A 20,108-nucleotide genomic window follows, 5' to 3' on the forward strand; every position below is an offset into this window, starting at 1 on the left:
AAATCGAGTAGAAGGCGGTGACTAACCGCCGTCCTCTCACAACACCGTACGTACCGTTCGGTATACGGCGCTTTCAATAGTTGACGTGCACAGACTGATAGGCTGTGGCTAAATCAAAGAAGCCACTGTTTATCAGTCTTTCTTTATTTAACGCCCAAATCACACCCTTATTGTTACTAACGTACCAATACTTCCTGCGACTGTTCGCAATAGTTGCCGCATAGTGTTCTGGAATTCCGAGCTTTACGAGATTTCTAAATTTAGTCCTCGGTAGTTTCCATTGCTTCCATATACACATGCGAATTCTGTGATAGAGCCATCCGTTGATGTCATCTATGTTGTTCTTCATACTGGCAATCCCATAGTAGTTAAGCCAACCTCTGGCGTATACCTTGATTTTCTCGAGACTCGGCTTGATGGACTGTGCGGACTTACGGGAAGATAAATCCCTCAGCCTTGACTTGAACTTTTTCCATGACTTTGTATGAACTCGGACATATATGCCACCTCCGTTCCTTCCCAATGCAAAGCCGAGAAATTTAAAATTTCGGATTGCAAACACACTTACAGTACGGCTTTTCTCGCGGTTAACCGTGAGTTTCAGTTTCTCTTCAAGATATCTCGTACTGCTCTCTAAGAGTCTTTCGGACGCTCTTTTGCTTCTGGCAAGGAGCACGATGTCATCCGCATATCTGATGCAGGGAACACCTCTCTTTAGAAACTCTTGGTCGAACTCGTTGAGGTAGATGTTCGCAAGTAGTGGTGATAAATTGCCCCCCTGCGGCGAACCTTCCTCTGTTTCGATGACCACTCCGTTTTCCATTACTCCACTTTTCAGATAGCGCTTTATGAGCTGTACAACACGCTCATCCTTTACATTCTTTCGAAGAAGATTTATAAGGATTTCGTGATTCAGGGTGTCGAAGTACTTTGATAAGTCAAGCACCACAGCGAATGTGTATCCTTGTTCTGCGTACTCCTTAATTTTTAGTATAGCTCCCTTTGCATCTCTGTTTGGGCGATAGCCATAGCTTCCATCTGAAAACAGCGGTTCATAGATTGGCACTAACTGTTGTGTTATTGCCTGTTGAAGTGTACGGTCTATCACGGTAGGTATGCCAAGCTTACGCACACCACCATCTGGTTTTGGAATCTCAACTCGCCTAACTGGCGACGGAGTGTACTTTCCACGATATATGCGGTCAGTTAGCTCCTGCTGGTGTTCCTTAAGATAAGGAAGAGCCGCTTCGATAGTCATGCCATCGATTCCTGGCGCTCCTTTGTTTGCCTTTACTCTCTTATACGCTCTGTTAAAGTTGTCTTTATACAGTATCGCTTCCAAGAGTTTCGGCTGTGCACTGTCTCTTTCTTTCCATATCCGATTGAATGACCTACGCGCTTTCGCATACCCTTCATGTTCCGCACTATCTCTTTGCGAACAGCCATTGATTTCAATGTTTTCTGCCATTAATGGTCATTCCTCCTTTCTCGGTCATACTTAAGACTCCTATTGATTCGGTCCTTCACCTCTCGGCTACTATGACCTCTGCTGACTTCTGTGCGTTCAGCATTACTTTTGGTAATGGTTACCTCTTTCAAGGCATATCGCAACAGATCTCCCTAGGTACCACACGTTTCTTCCTCTCCATCTATCTGCCTCATTTATCATGCATGATTCCGTGTAGTTATTGGGCTTCGACTTGTGGAGCAGCCTCACCCTCATGCATAACCTTATATGAGATTTCTGTTCGTCAGACCAGAGATTTGCCCATGAGTTAGTATGTTCCTCATATCCAGCTTCCTTCAGATTCCATCTCACGATGGACACCCTTGCCTTCGGCTATATCCTTCCCACTACCGGGTGGATTCGGGACTTTAACCCGTTAGAAACGTGCGCCGCTAGGCGCACTTCAATAAAAAACACCCCAGGACAATTGCCCTGAGGTGTAATAAGTCGTATTTGATTGTACAAAGACGTAATACGTTGTGAAACGATTATCTCTTTGAGAACTTTTTCAATGTCCTAAGTGCTGTGTTTGTGGCATTTCTAGGACGAGTTGCTGTTTACCTGCTGCGTACGGTAGAAAGCTCAGGGCTACTGTATGCGGCTGGTGGCAACTTTAATAACCACGATCAAAAATAATACTCTGATTTTACTTTCTGCTCATTAAATCTTTATCTGTTGTAAGATTATCTTCCGATATATCTTTCTTAGCGGAGCACACGGGACTTAAACCAAAGGTTCACAATGTACCCACAGCTCTAATTAATCCGTTATTTCTCCTCCAGCCTCTCTAAGATCAAACAATGAAACGATCTTAAACTCTTTCTTTTCAGTATCCACATCCCTAAACCAGATGCTTCCACTATTGATACATGCGCCCTGCCAGTTCGCCCATAGATCTGATATGTCCCATGATGCAAGTGCGGTCATCTCTTCCTCATTAAATGCTTTTTTAAGAATAGGTATGCTTATCGTTATTCATTTTACTAAAATGTTTATGCCACCGGTAGGATTTCCTCACATATTGCACGGATCTCTTCACTGAAAACAGTATCTTTTGGCCAGATGAAGGTAAAATCATGTTTTACCCTAAAGTCGTCAAGGGGGATTGTTTTCAGATATCCGGACTGCAGTCCGGATGCAACCGCTGCTTTATATAAAAAGGTGATGCCACAGTCTTTTTCAATAAGGCTTATTATGGCATGCATGTTCTCCACCTGGATAAAATTCCTAAAATCACTTGTAGAGTAATTGTTCAAGGCAAGAGCTCTTTCTAATATATTGCGCGTTCCTGAACCGGGTTCTCTTATAAGAATTCGCTCGGGAAAGAGATCTTTTATCACGCGCGGTTTCTGAGTGAAAGAGTGCTTTGCCGAACAGACAGAAACAAACTCTTCTTTGCTAAAAAGCAGCGTTTCATAATCATTTTCAGGAAAATATCCTTCTACAAGTGCAAAATCTATAACCCCCTCGGAGAGTTTTTTAAGAAGCTCCGATGTGTTGCCAAATGTAATCTTAAGATTAGTATCCGGGTGATTTTTTATGTAATCACTGATCGGATCAGCAATTATGTATTCTCCTATGGTCATGGTGACACCAAAAGAGATGTCTTTTAAGCCATGGTTATTCTGTGAAAGTATTTCTTTGAGACTTTCATCATCATTTTTTATCTGATTCATTTTTTTATACAGGAGTTTTCCGTTGTCAGTTAGAAAAAGTTTTTTTCCATCCTGAGTAAACAGCTTTGTCCCGTATTCATTTTCAAGATGATGTATGTGTTGAGAAACAGCGGGCTGAGTAATATTCAGCTCCTTAGCCGCCTTGGTGAAATTGAGGTGTCTGCAAACGCAGAGGAAAGTATCTATTCTGAAATCCAGCATAATCAGTCCTCCCTAACGATAAGAAATGTTTATGGATATATAATAATATATAATTTTATCTTTTTCAAAAGACAGAATATAATAAGACCTACGAAAGAACAGATTAAAAAGAGAGAGAGGTCTTGAGATGGATTTTTTGAAAAAGAATTACATGGGAGTAATAGTATGCTTCACTATTGCAGTTCCTTCATGGCTCCTGGGAAAGCGCTTCCCTGTCGTTGGCGGAGCGGTGATTGCAATCATTCTGGGCATGATAATAGCCCTGTTCTGGAATGACAAGGGGAAGGCGGCTGATGGAATAAAGTTCACATCAAAGATAATTCTGCAGGAGGCTGTTGTCCTCCTTGGATTTGGTATGAATCTTTCGGTCGTTCTTCAGACCGGGAAACAGTCACTTCCTATAATTATCTGCACGATTTCAACATCGCTTATCCTATCATGGATTCTTCATAAGGTTATGAATATCAAAGGAAACACAGCTACTCTTATCGGAGTTGGCTCATCAATATGCGGCGGCTCAGCAATAGCAGCTACGGCTCCTGTCATTGATGCGGATGATGATGAAGTGGCACAGGCAATTTCTGTGATATTTTTCTTTAACGTGCTGGCAGCACTTCTTTTTCCTTCGCTGGGAAAGCTTATAGGTTTTGATATCACAACAGGAGAGACTTTCGGTATTTTTGCGGGAACTGCAGTTAATGATACTTCTTCCGTCACCGCAGCTGCATCAACCTGGGATAGTATGTGGAACCTGGGGAATCAGACTCTTGATAAGGCAGTTACGGTCAAGCTTACAAGAACACTGGCTATCATACCTATTACACTGGTACTTGCGTATCTGAGGGCAAGGGAAGCAAAAAAGGATGGAAGTTCGACAAATGGCTTTAGCTTTAGAAGAGCATTTCCGATGTTCATAGTCTTCTTTGTGATTGCTTCAATTATCACAACTATTTGCTTGAGAGCAGGTGTCCCTTCTTATGTTTTTAAGCCACTTAAGGAACTTAGCAAGTTCTTTATAATAATGGCCATGGCTGCTATTGGCTTGAACAGTAACATAATCAAACTAATTAAATCAGGTGGGAAGCCGATTTTGCTTGGCGGCTGTTGCTGGATCGGAATAACAGTTGTCTGCCTTTTGATGCAGCATGTAATGGGAATATGGTAAAGACCTGAGTCTGAATAAAGTTCCACATTACGGTTCTCCCTTACAGCACTTGCCGGTGGTTTCATTACAGAGAGTTTTTATAAAACCACAGAATTCCTTCATGATGTCCGTGTTTATTGAATAGTAGTGCCACTTACCTTCTTTCCTGTCTTTAACCAAGCCCGAATCCACAAGTATCTTCATGTGATGAGAGAGAGTCGGCTGTGTAATATCAAACTTTTCAAGAAGCTTACATCCGCATTTCTCCTGATCAGAAAGCATCTTAACTATTTCCATTCTGTTGGGATCTCCAAGAGCCTTACATATCAGCACTTCGTCTAATTTGGCCATAATCTTCTCCTTATATAGATGTTTATCTATGTGTTGATAAAGCATATACATAGATATTCGTCAATGTATTATTTCAAAAAGGAGACAGAGCTTTTAAAACTCTGTCTCCTCCGTGGCAATTTATCTTCGGATATAAACGATAACATTTCTTCCACAATTCATATTTTTTCATAGTTATGGAAATTTTGTTAATATAAAATAACAGAATTTATTTTTAGTCCATCCGTTTCCAGCATTTTTCTTTAAGAAAAGTAGCTATCACATTGATGTCTTCACCTTCATAGTATGCAACCAATAATTTCTTGAACTCCGGCACATCTTTCTCTGGTATGACAAGAAGTCCTTGCCCATGGGATATAAGATAATGATTAGCAAATATTACTGAAGCTCTTTTGTTACCGTCAACGAAGACCTGCGTTTTCATGCAATACATGCATAATTCTATAGCTTTATCTATATCCACCTTATCAGATGATCTTATTTCGTTTATGTTCTCTATAACCATTGACTCTATAGGAATAGGCGGTACATAACTGGTTCCGCCTATGGTTACAGGCACACTCCGTATCTTTCCCCCATAAGAGAAAAATCCTTCATTAACAAGCTTTGCTACATGGCAAAGTAAATGATAATCAGTTTCAGCCTGTATAACATCCTGGTCAAGAATAAACTCCCAAGAATGCTTAAGATTCAGGATTTTTTGCACATCATCTGCTGTCATGCCATTGACGATACCTTTTTCCAATATTTCCTCTGTCTGTGGAAAGGTCGTTGCTACTCCCTCCAACACAGCCTGATCATAGATATTTGATTTCATATTGGCTCTGGCGAAATCCAAATTCATAACAACATCTGCAGATAGTTCAGTAGGGCTATATCCAACTTCTGCAAGCTGCTTATCTATTTTTCGAATACTCTTTTTTAATTCTCTGGCTTCTCTAGCGTTCCTAAGAAGCAACTGATACAGATTATCTGAATAAACATCAACATATGTTGATGTAAGTTTTCCATTTACTCTTTTTCTTATATACAAGTATTTGCCACTGGAGTTTTCCTTCACTTCCGGTGAGCCGTCATAAGGTATGAGATTTAGACGGGCCTGAAGGTCAGCTTTATCCTGCAATAGGCTCTTAATTGTTTCCAACTTATTATCCATCGATTTCTCCTTTTAGGGAACCTTTCTAATAGAAATATATCAAAAAGTTCCCTAAAGTTCAAATAAAAAATAGGGAACTTTTTTCGATAATCAGCAAGGAAAGTTCCCTAAAATGTCTCGAAAAGAATTATTACCTCCGACTTAACATCGTCTATAATACTGAAAGTTAATCTATTCAGAAATACTTAAATTTTTTCTTTGTAGCAACTGTTTATAATTATACCTATATCTACCATCCTGTTCAATATTATGTGCATAAAACAAGGGCGTTTTCACGCCCCTGCCTATTGCACTATCAGTTATTCATCTCTCAGGTCTTAGATTATTCCTATTAAGATTTGGACTTTGCTGCTCCTTCCTCTGATCAACTATCGTCTGGCTTTCTCTTAGCTTTTGCAAAATGCTTGTTTTAGCCTTTTCAGCTACCTCAGGCTTCTTGGTCTTATCCCACCATTCCTTGAATGTTCTGAAGGCTTTCGAGACTAGTTTTCCCAGTGTGGTCTTAGGATTTTCGAGTGTTGCGTATCTCATGAATTCCTTTTTCATTTCTGTATTTACCACTGAGTCCACATATTGGTTAACTGTGCTTTCAATGTCCTCCTTCATTTCTTTAGCCGTTCCGTCCAGAGCTTCAATCTGTGTCTCCTTCTCCTGGCACTTATCTTCCAGCTTTTCATATTCTTGCTGCTTTAGCCTTAAGTAGAATTCTTTTGAGAAGTCGCTATTCCTTCCTTTTTCCTTTGGCTTTAAGGTTTCATCTCCAAAGATCTCCGGGTGGTCTTTCATCTGATGCTCTACAAAATCGTGCATTAGATCTTGTATTTTTTCTAGTCTCTCCTGATCAAACACTTTTGTTTTTGCCACCTGTTTGCTTAGTCCTCGTTTGTATCCTGTTGCTACCGGAACTCCTACTACGTGCATATGAGGTGAATCCTCATCCAAGTGTGTTACCGCCGATGCGATTTTGAATTCCGGAACTATCTCTTTTACATATTCAAGCTGTTCCCTCAAGAGTGGCTTCATTGCATTCCACTGTTCTCTCGTCTTATCCGCCCAGAATTCCTTATCCCCTACTTGGAGAATTACCTCCGTAGCCACATCATTCTTTTTACTTTCGGATACATACTCCAGATAGTCATGAATCTGTCTGTCACTTCTTTTACCTTTGTTGTATTCCGCAAGTGCCTCAGAGAATTCCCTTTCATAAATCTCTTTTACATCATCGAGAATATTTACTTCACTCCCGACTTCCACTTCGATCATTTCTTCGTTATACTCTTCACTTTGAAATAATCGAAGATTGTGTTTGCTCACCGAAACCACATCTCGCGTTTTAGTGAGCGAATGTTTCTTACATGAGATGTGAAATGTTACTGTTATCATAAACAAACTCTCCTTTCATAATATTTTTTTGCCGCCGGCAGGCCCCTCGGAGAGCCCCCGGATAATGATGTGTAATGTCATTATCCATAAGGGGTTACCCATAACGACACGTTATGGGGAAGCTCGCTCCGCTCGCCTGCCAAATCATTCATTCCTTGGCTGATTATTACCGGAGCGTGTCACGCTCCCGTTCAATCCATCAAGGGAAATCACCATCTAAAATCCTTGTGCATCCCCACCATATCGAGGTAGTCCTGACGAGCTTTTTCCTTCTCCTCTTCTGTGGGTGCTGTCTTGAACTTTGAATAGATTTCATGCCTCACTAGTTTTTCCATCTTGTCTTCAAGTTCTTTTTTGATCAGATCAGTATCTTCATCAAACTCAAAGACCAGTAATCGTACCAGCCTTATAAATAATTCCTGTGATATCTGTACGTTTTTCATTCGTCCCTTTCTTCTAGTCCGCAACAATGCAGTGTCTTTATCTTTTTACAACCTTGCAATCTTAAGAGTGTAACTTCAGATACCTTACATTGTTGCGGTCTTGATTATCATTCGTTCTCTTTCAATATCCAGTACCAGGTATTGTTGATTCTCCTGGCTTTTATCCCAAGTTCATTTTTGGCTATCTCCAGAGTTCTTTTTGATATATCCTCTTCTTTAGCCAGTTCTACTGCCTCGTTACTTGGGATCATATTATGGTCTTTAGCCAATTCTCTCAGAAGAGCTATCGCCTTTTCCTGCTTATTCGCTTTCGGTGCAATTCCTCCGAGAACCTCGTCTGCAGTTATTTCATAATCTCCAATCCACTCGAATCCCTTTTCTGATAATCTGAAGGCCTTTGAATGTCCAAATGCTGCTAAGTTGTTCTTTATTTGGACTATTGCCCTTAGTTCCGGTTCTCCTTCTATCCTTCCTGCCAGCAGGACACTTCTTGCTACTGCGTAGAAGTCAATTGATCCCATCCCTCGATAAGCTGCCTTGTTTCCGGAAGCTTTGTTCATGTGTCCGATTAGGATGATTGCACATTTGTACTTCTCCGCCAGAGCTCCCAGCTTCTTAGTCATATCTCTTGCTTCGTTAGCTCTATTCATATCCATTCCGCCTCCGAGATATGCCTGTAGTGGATCCAGAATCAAGAGTTTTGCTCCAGTCCTTATGATTGCCTGTTCAACTCTCTCATCTACCATTGATAGCGATTTATCACTCTCATCTATCACATGGATTTTGGAGCAGTCAGCCCCGGCACCTTCAAGTCTTGGCTTTACCGTATCAGCCAGTCCGTCTTCTGCTGTCTGATATATGATGTTTATTGGTTCCTCACTCTGCAGACCTGTATCTAACGAAATTCCTTTTGATAACTTCGCTGCTGCATTTAGTACAAAAGTTGTTTTTCCATCTCCGGGATCTCCCTGAATGATGGTAAGCTTTCCATATGGTATAAACGGATACCATAGCCAGGAAACTTCTTCAGCTTCTACATCTGACATTTGGATAAGCTTTAATTCTGGTTTGCTTGTTTCCATTTTGATTCCTCCAATCTTACTTTTTTGTTGAACTTGGCCGGAACCCTTGCTATACTTTATTTAATCGAATTTACAAAAGCTCCGGCTTTTCATTCACTCTCTTGTTACCAGCAAGAGAGTTTTTTCATTTTAGACTGCTTCTGGACTAAAGTATCCAATCTCTTCCCATACCTTTCTGTCTGGACAATAGTAGTTGTATTCACTGGAATTCTCTTTCTTCATGGCATATCCAAATTTGAATATCCCCTGCTGGATTCCAATTCTTACGAACTGTGCATCCTTGTGCATTGCCTCGGCAACCTCAGTTATAGGAACATTTCTACCGGTAAATCTTGGTAGTTCTACATATAACTTTTTGTCTTCCATACTTTTCACCTCCCTTCTTTCAAAATACGAATTATCAGTTCGTATTTTGATAATACGTCTTTATAATTCATTTGTCAACAATAAATATGTATTTATAATTCGTAATACGTTCTTGCAATTCGTATTGCTACGTGTTACAATTCACACAAGGAGGTCAGTACAATGAACAATGGATCTGATATTGGAAATAGAATTAAGCAGGCCCGAAAAACTCAGCACCTCAGTCAGACTGAGTTGGCTAACAGGCTAGGCAAAACTATGCGTACCGTACAGAAATATGAAAGCGGTGAAATAGAACCTTCAATAGGTATACTGAATGAGATCGCAAGTATTCTTAACATCTCTCCAGCAGAACTTATTGGATATCAGAAGAAGAACATCACTTTAGATACACTCTCAGATGTCCTCTATGTTCTAAACGAATTAAATAAAAAAGCAGGTCTTCACTTCAATATAGACGTAAATCGCCCGCCAAAAACTGAAGAGTGGAGCTGTAGCCTTAAATTCATGGGAAACGATGAAATAGCAGAAAACAACGCAGATCTCTGCCTTTTTCTGGAAAGATATGCAGATGAACGAGAGAGCCTTGAACAAGGCCTATCAAATGAAGATAGATTTAATCACTGGTTTGAAACAGAACTTGCATACTACGCAAATGTAGCATTGCCCGATAAGAAAGGTGATTAAGGGACTATCCCCTTTTTCATAAATTACCTGAGCATCAAAGGAGGTCGATAATACTTGAAATTACCAAACGGATATGGAAGTGTAATGAAAATGTCCGGAAAACGCAGAAAGCCCTATATGGTAAGAGTAACCACCGGATGGACCATTGATCCGGAAAAAGGTACCAAAAAGCAGACGTACAATGTCATAGGATATGCTGAAACCAAGCAGGAAGGCTTGCAAATGCTATCAGATTATCATCAGAATCCATTTGATACAAAAGCAGCCAAAATGACATTCACAGACGTATATAATGCCTGGTCTGAAGCAAAGTATCCTACAATCTCTAAATCCAACGTACATGGGTATACAGCCTCATATAACGTATGTGGCACCCTTTACAATAAAACTTTTAGAGATATAAGGCTGGCAGAGCTTCAGAATGTCATTGATACCTGCGGAAAGAATTATCCTACACTCCGTAAGATCAAAGTCCTTTTCAATCAGCTTTACGATTATGCCCTTAAGAACGATATCTGTAACAAGGACTATTCCGAATTTGTAGATATCCTCAAGTATAAGGACAAGAATCCAAACAAGGTTGAGAGAGATATCTTTTCAAAAGCTGAGATTGACAGGCTATGGGAACTCAAGGATGATCCGTTCTACCAGACAGTACTGATGCTGATTTACAACGGCTGTAGAATATCTGAACTACTGGATTTGGAAAAGAAAAATGTTCATCTTGAAGAACAGTATTTCGATGTGATACTAAGTAAGACTGAAAATGGTATCAGAAAGGTTCCTATAGCAGATAAGGTTCTACCATTCTACAAAGCCTGGTATGAATCCTCTGACTGTGAATACCTTCTTCACACAGATGACAACAAAAAATTCACCTACAGGAACTATAAAGACAGCTACTGGACACCACTAATAGAAAACCTTGGTATGGAGCACAATCCTCATGATACTAGGCACACCTGCATATCAATGCTGGCGGAAGCTCATGTGGATCCTACAATGATCAAGAAAATCGTAGGACACTCCGGAGCAATGTCTCTGACCGAGAAAGTGTACACACACCTTGATATCCAGTCTCTGGTAGAAGCAATTAACAAAATCTAAGGCTTGAGAATTTTGCTGTCTACCTGCTGTTTACTCGCTGTTTACGGTACAAAATTTTCTGCGTTTCACCACAACTGAATACAATTATAGATAAAAGAAAAACCCCAGAAACACTGAGTTTCTGAGGTTTGTAAGTTCTTTTTGAATCTCGAAAGATTATCTCTTTGAGAACTGAGGAGCACGACGAGCTTTCTTCAAACCGTACTTCTTTCTTTCCTTCATACGAGGGTCTCTTGTAAGGTATCCGGCCTTCTTAAGTACAGGTCTGTACTCATCTGAGTCAGCCTGAAGAAGTGCTCTTGCGATACCGTGTCTGATAGCACCGGCCTGGCCTGTTGTGCCGCCGCCTCTAACTGTTACTACAACGTCGAACTTCTCAGTTGTCTCTGTAGCAACAAGGGGCTGTCTAACGATAACCTTGAGTGTCTCAAGTCCGAAATACTCATCGATAGGTCTCTTGTTGATTGTTATATTTCCATTTCCGGATACAAGGTATACTCTAGCGATTGATTTCTTTCTTCTACCTGTTCCGTAATAATTAGATGACTTTGCCATTTTTACTATTCTCCTCTCCGATTAAAATGTTAATACTTCAGGCTTCTGAGCTGCGTGTGGATGCTCTGCACCTGCGTATACATGGAGCTTTGTGTACATTTCTCTTCCAAGAGATCCCTTAGGAAGCATTCCCTTAACGGCATGCTCGATAACTCTTTCAGGCTTGTCCTGGATCATCTGACGGAGTGAGAACTCCTTGTGGTGTCCAACATACTCTGTGTGATGCCAATACATCTTCTGATCAAGCTTCTTACCTGAAACCTTGATCTTCTCAGCATTGATTACGATCACATAATCGCCTGTATCAATGTTAGGAGTATAGATGGGCTTGTTCTTACCTCTAAGTACGTTTGCTACGTTTGAAGCAAGACGTCCAAGTGTCATATCGGTAGCATCAACTACATACCACTTCTTCTCGACTGTAGTTGCACTAGGCATATAAGTTTTCATTGTATTTCCTCCAGTAAATAATTACTTGATTGGTTACTTATGTGAAAACCCTTCACCTGATTCTCACATTATATATGATGTACATATTGAAGCTTACCGGGACAACAATATGACATTTTCACCTAATAGTGGACATGACGTCACACAGTAAGATATTATATATCGCATTTAGTCTTATTGTCAACACTATTTCCAACGATCGGAACGCCATCCGTGAACTTATATTTTATAAGGAATAACCCCTCCGGCGGTGCTGTCGGACCCGCTGCTTTGCGATCCTTGCTATCAAGCATTTTCTTAACTTCCGAAGGCTCTTTTTTCCCTCTTCCTACAAGTATGAGCGTACCCGCGATTATGCGGACCATATTATATAGAAAACCGTTGCCCGTAACGCTGATTATCACTTCATCGCCGTGTCTTTCCACCGTGATGTCCCTGATTGTGCGCACATGACTTGCCGCCTGCGATTCAACATTGCAAAAGCTTGTAAAATCATGCTCTCCCACGAGATACTTCGCTGCTTCCTGCATCTTTTCCGCATCCAACGGCATGCTGAAATGATATGTATACAGTCGCCTTACGGGAACAGGCATCTTGGTGTTCAAAACCCTGTATTCATAGGTTTTCTCTGTATCACAATGACGCGGATGAAACTCCGGTGCGACTTCCATCGACTCAACAATTCGCACATCCTCAGGAAGTATATGATTCAGGGCAAAAGAGAATCTGTCTCCCGGAATCGTCGAGCAGGTATCAAAAACAGCGACATTTCCGTAGGCATGAACGCCTGCATCCGTCCTACTTGCGCCTATTACCGCAACTTCCTCTCCGGTCAGACCATGAATTGCCCTGTTCAGCACACCTTCAACGGTATTAGGGGTTGAACTCTGAAGCGCCCATCCGCTGTAATTCGTGCCATCATATGAAACTATCAGCATTATTCTGCGCTTTTTTGCCATTTCTTTATTATCTCTCAGAATTTCATTCTTCCAATCACACCACATAATATAAGGAAAAGAACAAGCACAATATATGCAATCCTGTCTCTTTTCTGATAAATTAGCGGCTTCATCTTGGTCCTGCCCTCGCCGCCGCGGTAGCACCTTGCTTCCATTGCCATCGCAAGATCCATAGCTCTTCTAAATGCCGATATAAAAAGCGGCACTAAAAGCGGTACCATGTTTTTTGCCCTTTTAATGATCGAGCCGGTCTCAAAATCCGCGCATCTTGCCATCTGAGCCTTCATAATCTTATCGGTCTCCTCGAGCAAAATAGGGATAAATCTAAGCGCGATCGACATCATCATTGATATTTCATGCACCGGAACATGCACAAGCTTAAGCGGATTAAGTAAACTCTCAAGTCCGTCAGTCAAGTTGTTTGGCGTTGTCGTAAGCGTCATAAGCGATGAACCTGTAATAAGGAACACCAGTCTTATCGCCATCTTTACGGCAAGTTTAAGGCCCTCATCCGTGATCTTTATCTTCCAAATTGTAATTATCGGATCTCCGGGAGTCAGAAACAAATTAAACAGCACCGATATCATCAGCAGGAAAAAAATAGATTTCATTCCCCTGAAGATAAATTTAACCGGCACATTCGACAGCTTGATGTTCATAGCAAGAAAAAGTCCCGCGATAACATATCCCAATGCGTTATTTACCATAAAAATGGCAATAAGGAAAACAAACGTGCCGACTATCTTAACTCTTGGGTCCAGTCTGTGTATTATCGATTCAGTTCTGTAATATTGTCCTAATGTAATATCTCTAAGCATCTTTTTGCCTTACATATCTTTTATTTTGAAAAAGCTCTCAATATCTCGTTTTTTGCTTCGTCAAGTGTTGTGACATCTATGTCAACATCAAATCCGGCCGTCTTAAGCTCCTGCATAACATACGTAACCTGCGGAGCCGCAAGACCTATAGCCTCAAGTTCCTGTCTGTGTCTGAAAACTTCCTTGGGAACATCGTCAAATGCTACTCTTCCCTTATTCATAACTATTATTCTGTCCACATAATCCGCAACATCGTCCATGCTGTGACTTACAAGTATGATAGTTATGCCGACTTCATCATGAAGCTTCTTCACAAGATTGAGGATATCCTCTCTTCCCTTGGGATCAAGTCCCGCAGTAGGCTCGTCAAGGATAAGGATCTCAGGCTTCATTGCAAGAACGCCGGCTATTGCGACTCTTCTCTTTTGTCCGCCCGAAAGGTCAAACGGTGACTGGTAAAAATAGTCATCGTCAAAGCCAACCTGTTTAAGTGCCTCATAAGCTCTAAGTTCCACTTCCTTCTGAGACAAACCAAGGTTCCTTGGTCCAAAACAAACATCCTTAAAGCAATCCGTTTCAAAAAGCTGGTGCTCGGGATACTGGAAAACAAGTCCCACCTTGGCTCTGAGCGCTTTCCTATCAAACTCGGGATCGCTGATATCTTTTCCGTCAAAATATACCGTACCGCTCGTAGGCTTAACAAGACCGTTCATATGCTGGATCAGCGTTGATTTGCCCGAACCCGTATGCCCTATAAGCCCGATAAATTCGCCCGCATCAATCTTTATATTCACGTCCGTCAGCGCCGCATGCGCCATCGCGGTATCTTCATCATATATATAATTTACATGGTCGAGAATTATAGACATTTCCTTCTCCGTATCATCTCTTTAATTTCTTAAGTTCCTCGACAAACTCCTCTTTTGTGAGAATTCCGTCAGGAAGCGGCAAACCGCTCTTTTTAAGTTCGTGTGCCAAAAGAGTAACCTGCGGAACGCCGAGCCTTAGCTCTTTGAGCTTTTCAACCTGAGAAAAAATCTCTTTAGGCGTGCCCTGCATCTCAACATGCCCTTTATCCATGACAAACACCTTATCGGCGTAAATAACTTCTTCCATATAATGTGTTATGAGAATGACAGTTATTCCTTCAACGCTGTTAAGCGCCCTCGCTGCCCTGATGACATCTTTTCTTCCGTTTGGGTCGAGCATCGCCGTGGGTTCGTCCATGATAATGCACTTTGGATGCATAGCGATAACTCCGGCAATTGAAACTCTCTGTTTCTGGCCACCCGAAAGATGATTGGGTGATGATTTCCTGAATTCAAGCATATTCACCGCTCTAAGGCTCTCATCAACACGCTCCCAGATTTCTTCCGTGGGGACGCCCATATTCTCAGGGCCAAATCCGACATCCTCTTCGACAACCTGTCCGATTATCTGATTGTCGGGATTCTGAAAGATCATTCCGGCTTCCTGCCTGATTTCCCACAGTTTCTCGCCATTTCTCGTGTTCATCCCGTCAACGATAACTTCGCCCTCTGTCGGATACAAAAGAGCGTTGAAATGTTTGGCAAGTGTCGACTTGCCTGATCCGTTGTGTCCGAGAACCGCTATAAACTGTCCGGGTCTGACGTCAATATTGACATCATCGACAGCCCTTGTAATGCCTTCGACATTTCCCTCTTCGTCTCTTCTGATATATTCAAATACAAGTTTATCTGTACGTATCATCTCTTTTTACCTACCATTCGAAATATTATAGCATAAATGTGGTAATATTGATTTATAAAATTAACATCGGAGATTTCCAAATGAACAGTAAATATGTAAAAGATCTTATTCTTCTTTTGGCAATAATCGTTTTTTGTGCCCTCGCCGCAAGACATCTTGCAGGTCACGAAACTCTCGAAGATTACGCCAATTCCCATCTTTCTGTAGAATCACAGGAAAATATCACAGCTTCGGCCACGTTTGATTCAAATCTTGAACAAAGCTCATCAGTTGCCTCTTCCGAAAATACCTCCGGAGCATCGATCAGTGCATCAGAATTATCGACTGAAACGGTCAATTCGAGTGTCATGTCGAACTCAAACTTACCCGACGATTCAGACGTATATGACACAAGAGTCACATTCGAAGAAGGCTTCTACTACGAGGAAATTCCGGATTCAATTGTATCAAAGATAACAGACGTATCATATCCTCATGATTGCAAAATCCCACTTACCGAACTCAGATATTGTGTTATCAGCTATGTAAATTTTGACGGTGAAGAAAAGACCGGTGAAATGATCTGTAATAAGGTAATTGCCGACGATGTCATGGAAATCTTCCACGAATTATATGAGAACGACTATCAGATTGAAAGCATTAAGCTTATCGACGAGTTTAATGCGGATGACGAGGCTTCTATGGAAGCAAACAACACCTCTTGCTTCAATTATCGTCCCATCGCAAAAGGACATAAGCTCTCCAAACACTCTCAAGGACTCGCGATTGACTTAAATCCTCTATATAATCCACAGGTAAAGTACAAGAACGGCACAACTACCATCGCTCCCGTTACCGGCAAGGACTATACCGACAGGTCTGCCTCTTTTCCATATAAGATTGACAAGGACGATCTTGCCTATAAGCTCTTCAGAGAACACGGTTTTACATGGGGAGGAAACTGGAATTCATCTAAAGACTATCAACATTTTGAAAAGAAAATTCGCTAAAAAGTGAAATTGTTCATAATATTCCATATAAAAAACAATCCAAACAGTGTACAATAACTATTAAGCTTCTATAATTTTATCTATTTTTATATCTTAAGGAGACTTATCTAAAATGAAAAAAGGAAAGAGACATACAAAGATCAAAAACAAGCTTTTATTGTTCTTGGTCCCTGCTGTAGTTGCCACTATTCTTATTTTGGTGCTCATTTCAGGATACCTGTCAGGTAAGAGTATGACACAGATGGCAACATCGGCACTTAATTCTTCCATTTCCAATCAGGCAGACAACATTGAGGCATGGCTCGACGAAAATCTCCAGAATTTCTCTACCGTTAAGCAAATGGTCGAAAAAACAAAGCCAACAGATGCACAATTATCTGCTATGATGAACGCTTGCTACGGTTTTAATATCTATTGCAAAAACGGTCCGTATATCGCATCACAAAGCGGTAAAGTCTACAAAGCATCAGAATCCACGAAAGAAACGGGTAATGTCACAGAACAGGAATGGTTCAAACAAGGTATGACCCGCGTAAACATGGTCTATGGTAATACATATAAGGATGCAAACGGCACAAGTGTCATAAGTGCATCAGGTATCATCGATGACGGCTCTTCAGACCTTAAGATTATGGCCGCCGATCTGTCACTTGACCAGATCAGTATTATCGTCAACTCCAAGGTTAAGATGGACCAGGCTGCTTCTTTTCTTGTTGATATAACAGATAACACTATTCTTGCCCATCGTGACAAGAACCGTGTATCAACCAAACTTGACACAAATGACAACGACAGACTTATGGCTGCAATAGCAGGCAAGATTGCCGAGAGAGACTACTCCACCGTTACTCTTGCCAACAATGTAGTTGCATTTAAGCAGATTGCCGGAACCGACTGGGTTCTTATCTCATATATAAGCAAATCGATTGTCATGAAGGACGTGACAAGACTTGTTACCACTCTTATCGTGACAGGAATACTTGCAATTATAGTTATCGTTGTACTTATCAACCTCATGGTTACCAAAGTCATTGCTCCTCTCGGCGGAATTACCAAGAACATTACAGATATGTCAGCCGGTGACTTCACTATCAACGTTAAACACGGAAGAAGTAATGATGAGATTGGTCTCATGGGCGATGAAGTAAATGAATTTGTTCATTCCATGAGGAATATGCTCACTGCTATCAATGCCGAGTCAAAGAGACTCAGAGAGCAGTCCGACAATTCCGATATTGTATCAAAGAGCATGTACGAAGCATCTCAATCGCAGTCAGAAGCTATGAAGAACCTCAATTCAACTGTCGATCAGCTCGCTGTTGCAGTTAACGAGATTGCCCAGAATGCCACAACTCTTGCAATGGTAGTTGCTGACACAAGAGACAATTCAAATCAGGCTAATGAGAGCATGAAAGAAACTGTTGCGATCAGTAAGAAGGGCCGCGACAACATGGAACAGCTTGCCGATGCTATGCAGTACATTAAGAGCAGCAATGACGAGCTTGTTACTTCTATTGACGCTGTAGGAAAAGCTTCCGAAGAGATCACCAATATTGTCGGTCTTATCGCTGAAATTGCCGAGCAGACCAATCTCCTTTCACTTAATGCTTCTATTGAAGCCGCACGCGCCGGTGATTCCGGAAAGGGATTTGCCGTTGTTGCTACCGAGATTGGTAAACTTGCGAAGAACTCTGCAACAAGTGCCGATAACATTGCAAAACTTATCGATGAAGTCAGAAAAGCCATCGACAACGTTGTCGTTCAGGCTCAGACAAGTGCAAAGAATATTGAAAGCAACAGCGATCTTATTGATACAGCAGTACAGACATTCGATCAGATCTATCAGAACATTGAAAAATCAAATTCTCTTATCGACCTCATGATCAAAGACGTGCAGAAGGTTGATGACGTTGCAAGCAATGTTGCTGCTATCTCCGAAGAACAGGCTGCAAGCACGGATGAAATCCTCGAAACCAGTCGTAAGATGGTTGAACAGGCTAATAGCATTACTAAAAACAGTCAGGACGTTGCCGACAACTCACACGAGTTGGCAAATACTTCAGAAACGCTTACATCCTATGTTCAGAAGTTCAAGATTTGATAAGGAGATACATATTATGAAAAATCGAATTAAAAGATCAATGGCTTATCTACTATGCGTGATACTGCTATCTCTTTCAATTACAGCTTGTGGCAAGGCAGGCTCCGGATCGGTTTCCGGTAACGGTATAAAAATACTTATGACGCTTCACGCTGACGATGACTCATTCCTAAATACACTTGCCGATTCAATAGTTGCAAAGGGCCAAGAACTTGGCGCAACAATTGATGTCGTATACAGCCAGAAAGATACAGAAACACAGATGCAACAGATAGCAAACGCCGCTTCTGAAGGATATGATGCCATCATATGCAGATTATGTGATACAAGCACCACACTTCAGATGGAGAATGCAGCAGGCAATCTTCCAATTGTATTCATCAACAATGAGCCTGAGATTGACTATCTCAAAAGTGACAAATATGTCTATGTTGGCTCATACGAGCAGGATGCCGGAGAATTCCAAGCAGATTATATCTGGAGCGGTCTCGGAAAACCACCTGCACTTAATGTCATCATCATGGTTGGTGAAAAGATGCATGCAGCTGCTCCAAAGCGTACAAATGCAGTAAAATACTTCTTCCTTGACAATAAGGTCGATGTAAACTATGTATGGGTCGACAACGGTGATTGGGTTGAAGACGTAACATATGACAAGCTCAATATATTCAAAAAGACAGGACAGTCATTTGATTGTATCATCTGCAATAACGACACTATGGCAATGGGCGCTATCAAATGGATGAAAGAAAACGGATATGATACACACAAGATACTTGTAGCCGGAATCGACGCTACAGACGAGGGATGTGAAGCTGTAAGAAGCGGAGACCTTTATATGACGGTTCTTCAGGATACCGCAGGACAGGGTGCTGCAGCCGTACAAAGTGCTGTTTCACTTGCAAAAAACGGTTCGGTTTCTTCTGTTTCAGGCGTATCCGCAGACCATAAGTATATTTGGGTTCCATTTGTTCCCATAACGCCCCAGAATGTGGACCAGTATAAATAAATGACCATTGTCACATCATTTGTTTAAATCGCAAATAAAGACAATCGAGTAGGAGGAATTTCTCATAAATGAGAAATTCCGACCTCTCACACCACCGTGCGTACCGTTCGGTACACGGCGGTTCAATCAACTTAACAAGTAACACACTTTTCGGTGTAGTAATCTAACATTGAGACTAATCCAAATGAGGTTAGTCTCTTTGTACTTATAGCCTTTTGTACCCATCCATTGTGAGCGAGTCTTGCATATCTGTCTCCGCAGTAGGCGATATTATACGCCGCCCATCTTGGTACGTCCAGCTTCATCAAATTCTTAGCTCTATTCTGTGGAGTTTTCCAATGCTTCCAAATACACATACGCAATCTAAAACGAATTCTTGAGTCCATTTCCTTG

At 41.3% G+C, this 20,108-nt stretch carries 21 protein-coding genes and 1 pseudogene; 6 read left to right on the forward strand and 16 right to left on the reverse strand.

The annotated features are described in order from the left end of the window. Positions 1–73 precede the first annotated feature (73 nt). The 3 genes from ltrA to G628_RS0110145 all read right to left on the reverse strand — a co-directional run bounded on the left by ltrA (position 74) and on the right by G628_RS0110145 (position 3,384). Positions 74–1,468, reverse strand: coding sequence for a group II intron reverse transcriptase/maturase (gene ltrA, locus G628_RS0110135; protein WP_027208668.1), 1,395 nt, complete (start codon positions 1,466–1,468; stop codon positions 74–76). A gap of 798 nt (positions 1,469–2,266) precedes the next feature. Continuing rightward, positions 2,267–2,434, reverse strand: a complete 168-nt coding sequence (locus G628_RS18750) for a hypothetical protein (protein ID WP_015550812.1) — start codon at positions 2,432–2,434, stop codon at positions 2,267–2,269. A 65-nt stretch (positions 2,435–2,499) separates the two neighbouring features. Further along, positions 2,500–3,384: a LysR family transcriptional regulator gene (locus tag G628_RS0110145; protein WP_022780006.1), complete on the reverse strand. Its 885-nt coding sequence runs from the start codon at positions 3,382–3,384 to the stop codon at positions 2,500–2,502. 127 nt (positions 3,385–3,511) lie between these two features. Between G628_RS0110145 and G628_RS0110150 the strand changes: the two genes are divergently transcribed. Next, entirely contained in the window at positions 3,512–4,549 is a 1,038-nt protein-coding gene (locus G628_RS0110150; RefSeq protein WP_026515575.1) for a YeiH family protein, read from the forward strand. 27 nt (positions 4,550–4,576) lie between these two features. Here the strand turns inward: G628_RS0110150 and G628_RS0110155 are convergent, their stop codons facing one another. From G628_RS0110155 to G628_RS0110180, 6 genes are all read right to left on the reverse strand, one after another. Continuing rightward, entirely contained in the window at positions 4,577–4,879 is a 303-nt protein-coding gene (locus G628_RS0110155; protein WP_022780004.1) for an ArsR/SmtB family transcription factor, read from the reverse strand. 214 nt (positions 4,880–5,093) lie between these two features. Continuing rightward, the gene (locus G628_RS0110160) at positions 5,094–6,035 is read right to left on the reverse strand and encodes a Fic family protein (RefSeq protein ID WP_024865252.1); all 942 of its coding nucleotides are present in this window, start codon (positions 6,033–6,035) and stop codon (positions 5,094–5,096) included. 303 nt (positions 6,036–6,338) lie between these two features. Further along, the gene (locus G628_RS0110165) at positions 6,339–7,418 is read right to left on the reverse strand and encodes a plasmid recombination protein (RefSeq protein ID WP_027209080.1); all 1,080 of its coding nucleotides are present in this window, start codon (positions 7,416–7,418) and stop codon (positions 6,339–6,341) included. Positions 7,419–7,627: 209 nt separating this feature from the next. Further along, on the reverse strand, positions 7,628–7,861 hold the full coding sequence (locus tag G628_RS0110170; protein WP_027209081.1) for a hypothetical protein: 234 nt from the start codon (positions 7,859–7,861) through the stop codon (positions 7,628–7,630). 107 nt (positions 7,862–7,968) lie between these two features. Further along, positions 7,969–8,943 carry an AAA family ATPase gene (locus G628_RS0110175; RefSeq protein ID WP_027209082.1) on the reverse strand — a complete coding sequence of 325 codons (975 nt, stop codon included), beginning with the start codon at positions 8,941–8,943 and terminating at the stop codon, positions 7,969–7,971. Between the two features lie 129 nt (positions 8,944–9,072). Then, positions 9,073–9,309 carry a hypothetical protein gene (locus G628_RS0110180; RefSeq protein WP_013280038.1) on the reverse strand — a complete coding sequence of 79 codons (237 nt, stop codon included), beginning with the start codon at positions 9,307–9,309 and terminating at the stop codon, positions 9,073–9,075. Positions 9,310–9,471: 162 nt separating this feature from the next. Between G628_RS0110180 and G628_RS17080 the strand changes: the two genes are divergently transcribed. Both G628_RS17080 and G628_RS0110190 read left to right on the forward strand, forming a co-directional pair. Further along, the gene (locus tag G628_RS17080) at positions 9,472–9,996 is read left to right on the forward strand and encodes a helix-turn-helix domain-containing protein (protein ID WP_051199140.1); all 525 of its coding nucleotides are present in this window, start codon (positions 9,472–9,474) and stop codon (positions 9,994–9,996) included. A 54-nt stretch (positions 9,997–10,050) separates the two neighbouring features. Then, positions 10,051–11,103 (forward strand): tyrosine-type recombinase/integrase, encoded by a 1,053-nt coding sequence (locus G628_RS0110190; RefSeq protein ID WP_024865247.1) that lies wholly within the window; start codon positions 10,051–10,053, stop codon positions 11,101–11,103. 156 nt (positions 11,104–11,259) lie between these two features. Here the strand turns inward: G628_RS0110190 and rpsI are convergent, their stop codons facing one another. From rpsI to G628_RS0110220, 6 genes are all read right to left on the reverse strand, one after another. Continuing rightward, a complete protein-coding gene (gene rpsI, locus G628_RS0110195; RefSeq protein WP_026655595.1) occupies positions 11,260–11,658 on the reverse strand; it encodes a 30S ribosomal protein S9 in 399 nt (132 codons plus the stop codon). Positions 11,659–11,679: 21 nt separating this feature from the next. After that, the gene (gene rplM, locus G628_RS0110200; protein WP_026655596.1) at positions 11,680–12,108 is read right to left on the reverse strand and encodes a 50S ribosomal protein L13; all 429 of its coding nucleotides are present in this window, start codon (positions 12,106–12,108) and stop codon (positions 11,680–11,682) included. Between the two features lie 155 nt (positions 12,109–12,263). Beyond that, positions 12,264–13,067 carry a tRNA pseudouridine(38-40) synthase TruA gene (truA, locus tag G628_RS0110205; RefSeq protein WP_026667345.1) on the reverse strand — a complete coding sequence of 268 codons (804 nt, stop codon included), beginning with the start codon at positions 13,065–13,067 and terminating at the stop codon, positions 12,264–12,266. Between the two features lie 14 nt (positions 13,068–13,081). Next, positions 13,082–13,885: an energy-coupling factor transporter transmembrane component T family protein gene (locus G628_RS0110210; RefSeq protein ID WP_027209083.1), complete on the reverse strand. Its 804-nt coding sequence runs from the start codon at positions 13,883–13,885 to the stop codon at positions 13,082–13,084. 20 nt (positions 13,886–13,905) lie between these two features. Then, positions 13,906–14,754: an energy-coupling factor transporter ATPase gene (locus tag G628_RS0110215; protein ID WP_026667347.1), complete on the reverse strand. Its 849-nt coding sequence runs from the start codon at positions 14,752–14,754 to the stop codon at positions 13,906–13,908. A 13-nt stretch (positions 14,755–14,767) separates the two neighbouring features. After that, positions 14,768–15,616, reverse strand: coding sequence for an energy-coupling factor transporter ATPase (locus G628_RS0110220; RefSeq protein WP_026655601.1), 849 nt, complete (start codon positions 15,614–15,616; stop codon positions 14,768–14,770). A gap of 80 nt (positions 15,617–15,696) precedes the next feature. Here G628_RS0110220 and G628_RS0110225 point away from each other — a divergent pair, with 80 nt between their 5' ends. From G628_RS0110225 to G628_RS0110235, 3 genes are all read left to right on the forward strand, one after another. Then, complete coding sequence (locus G628_RS0110225) at positions 15,697–16,605, forward strand: M15 family metallopeptidase (protein ID WP_027209084.1); 909 nt, start codon at positions 15,697–15,699, stop codon at positions 16,603–16,605. Between the two features lie 112 nt (positions 16,606–16,717). Continuing rightward, complete coding sequence (locus G628_RS0110230; protein ID WP_026655603.1) at positions 16,718–18,706, forward strand: methyl-accepting chemotaxis protein; 1,989 nt, start codon at positions 16,718–16,720, stop codon at positions 18,704–18,706. A gap of 16 nt (positions 18,707–18,722) precedes the next feature. Further along, positions 18,723–19,715, forward strand: coding sequence for a substrate-binding domain-containing protein (locus G628_RS0110235; protein WP_026655604.1), 993 nt, complete (start codon positions 18,723–18,725; stop codon positions 19,713–19,715). A gap of 131 nt (positions 19,716–19,846) precedes the next feature. On the opposite strand, the pseudogene G628_RS19365 reads toward G628_RS0110235, so the two are convergent. Continuing rightward, a pseudogene (locus tag G628_RS19365) lies at positions 19,847–20,108 on the reverse strand (group II intron reverse transcriptase/maturase); the annotation flags it as partial.

Source organism: Butyrivibrio hungatei NK4A153 (genome assembly GCF_000424465.1).
Classification (GTDB): Bacteria; Bacillota; Clostridia; order Lachnospirales; family Lachnospiraceae; genus Butyrivibrio; species Butyrivibrio hungatei_A.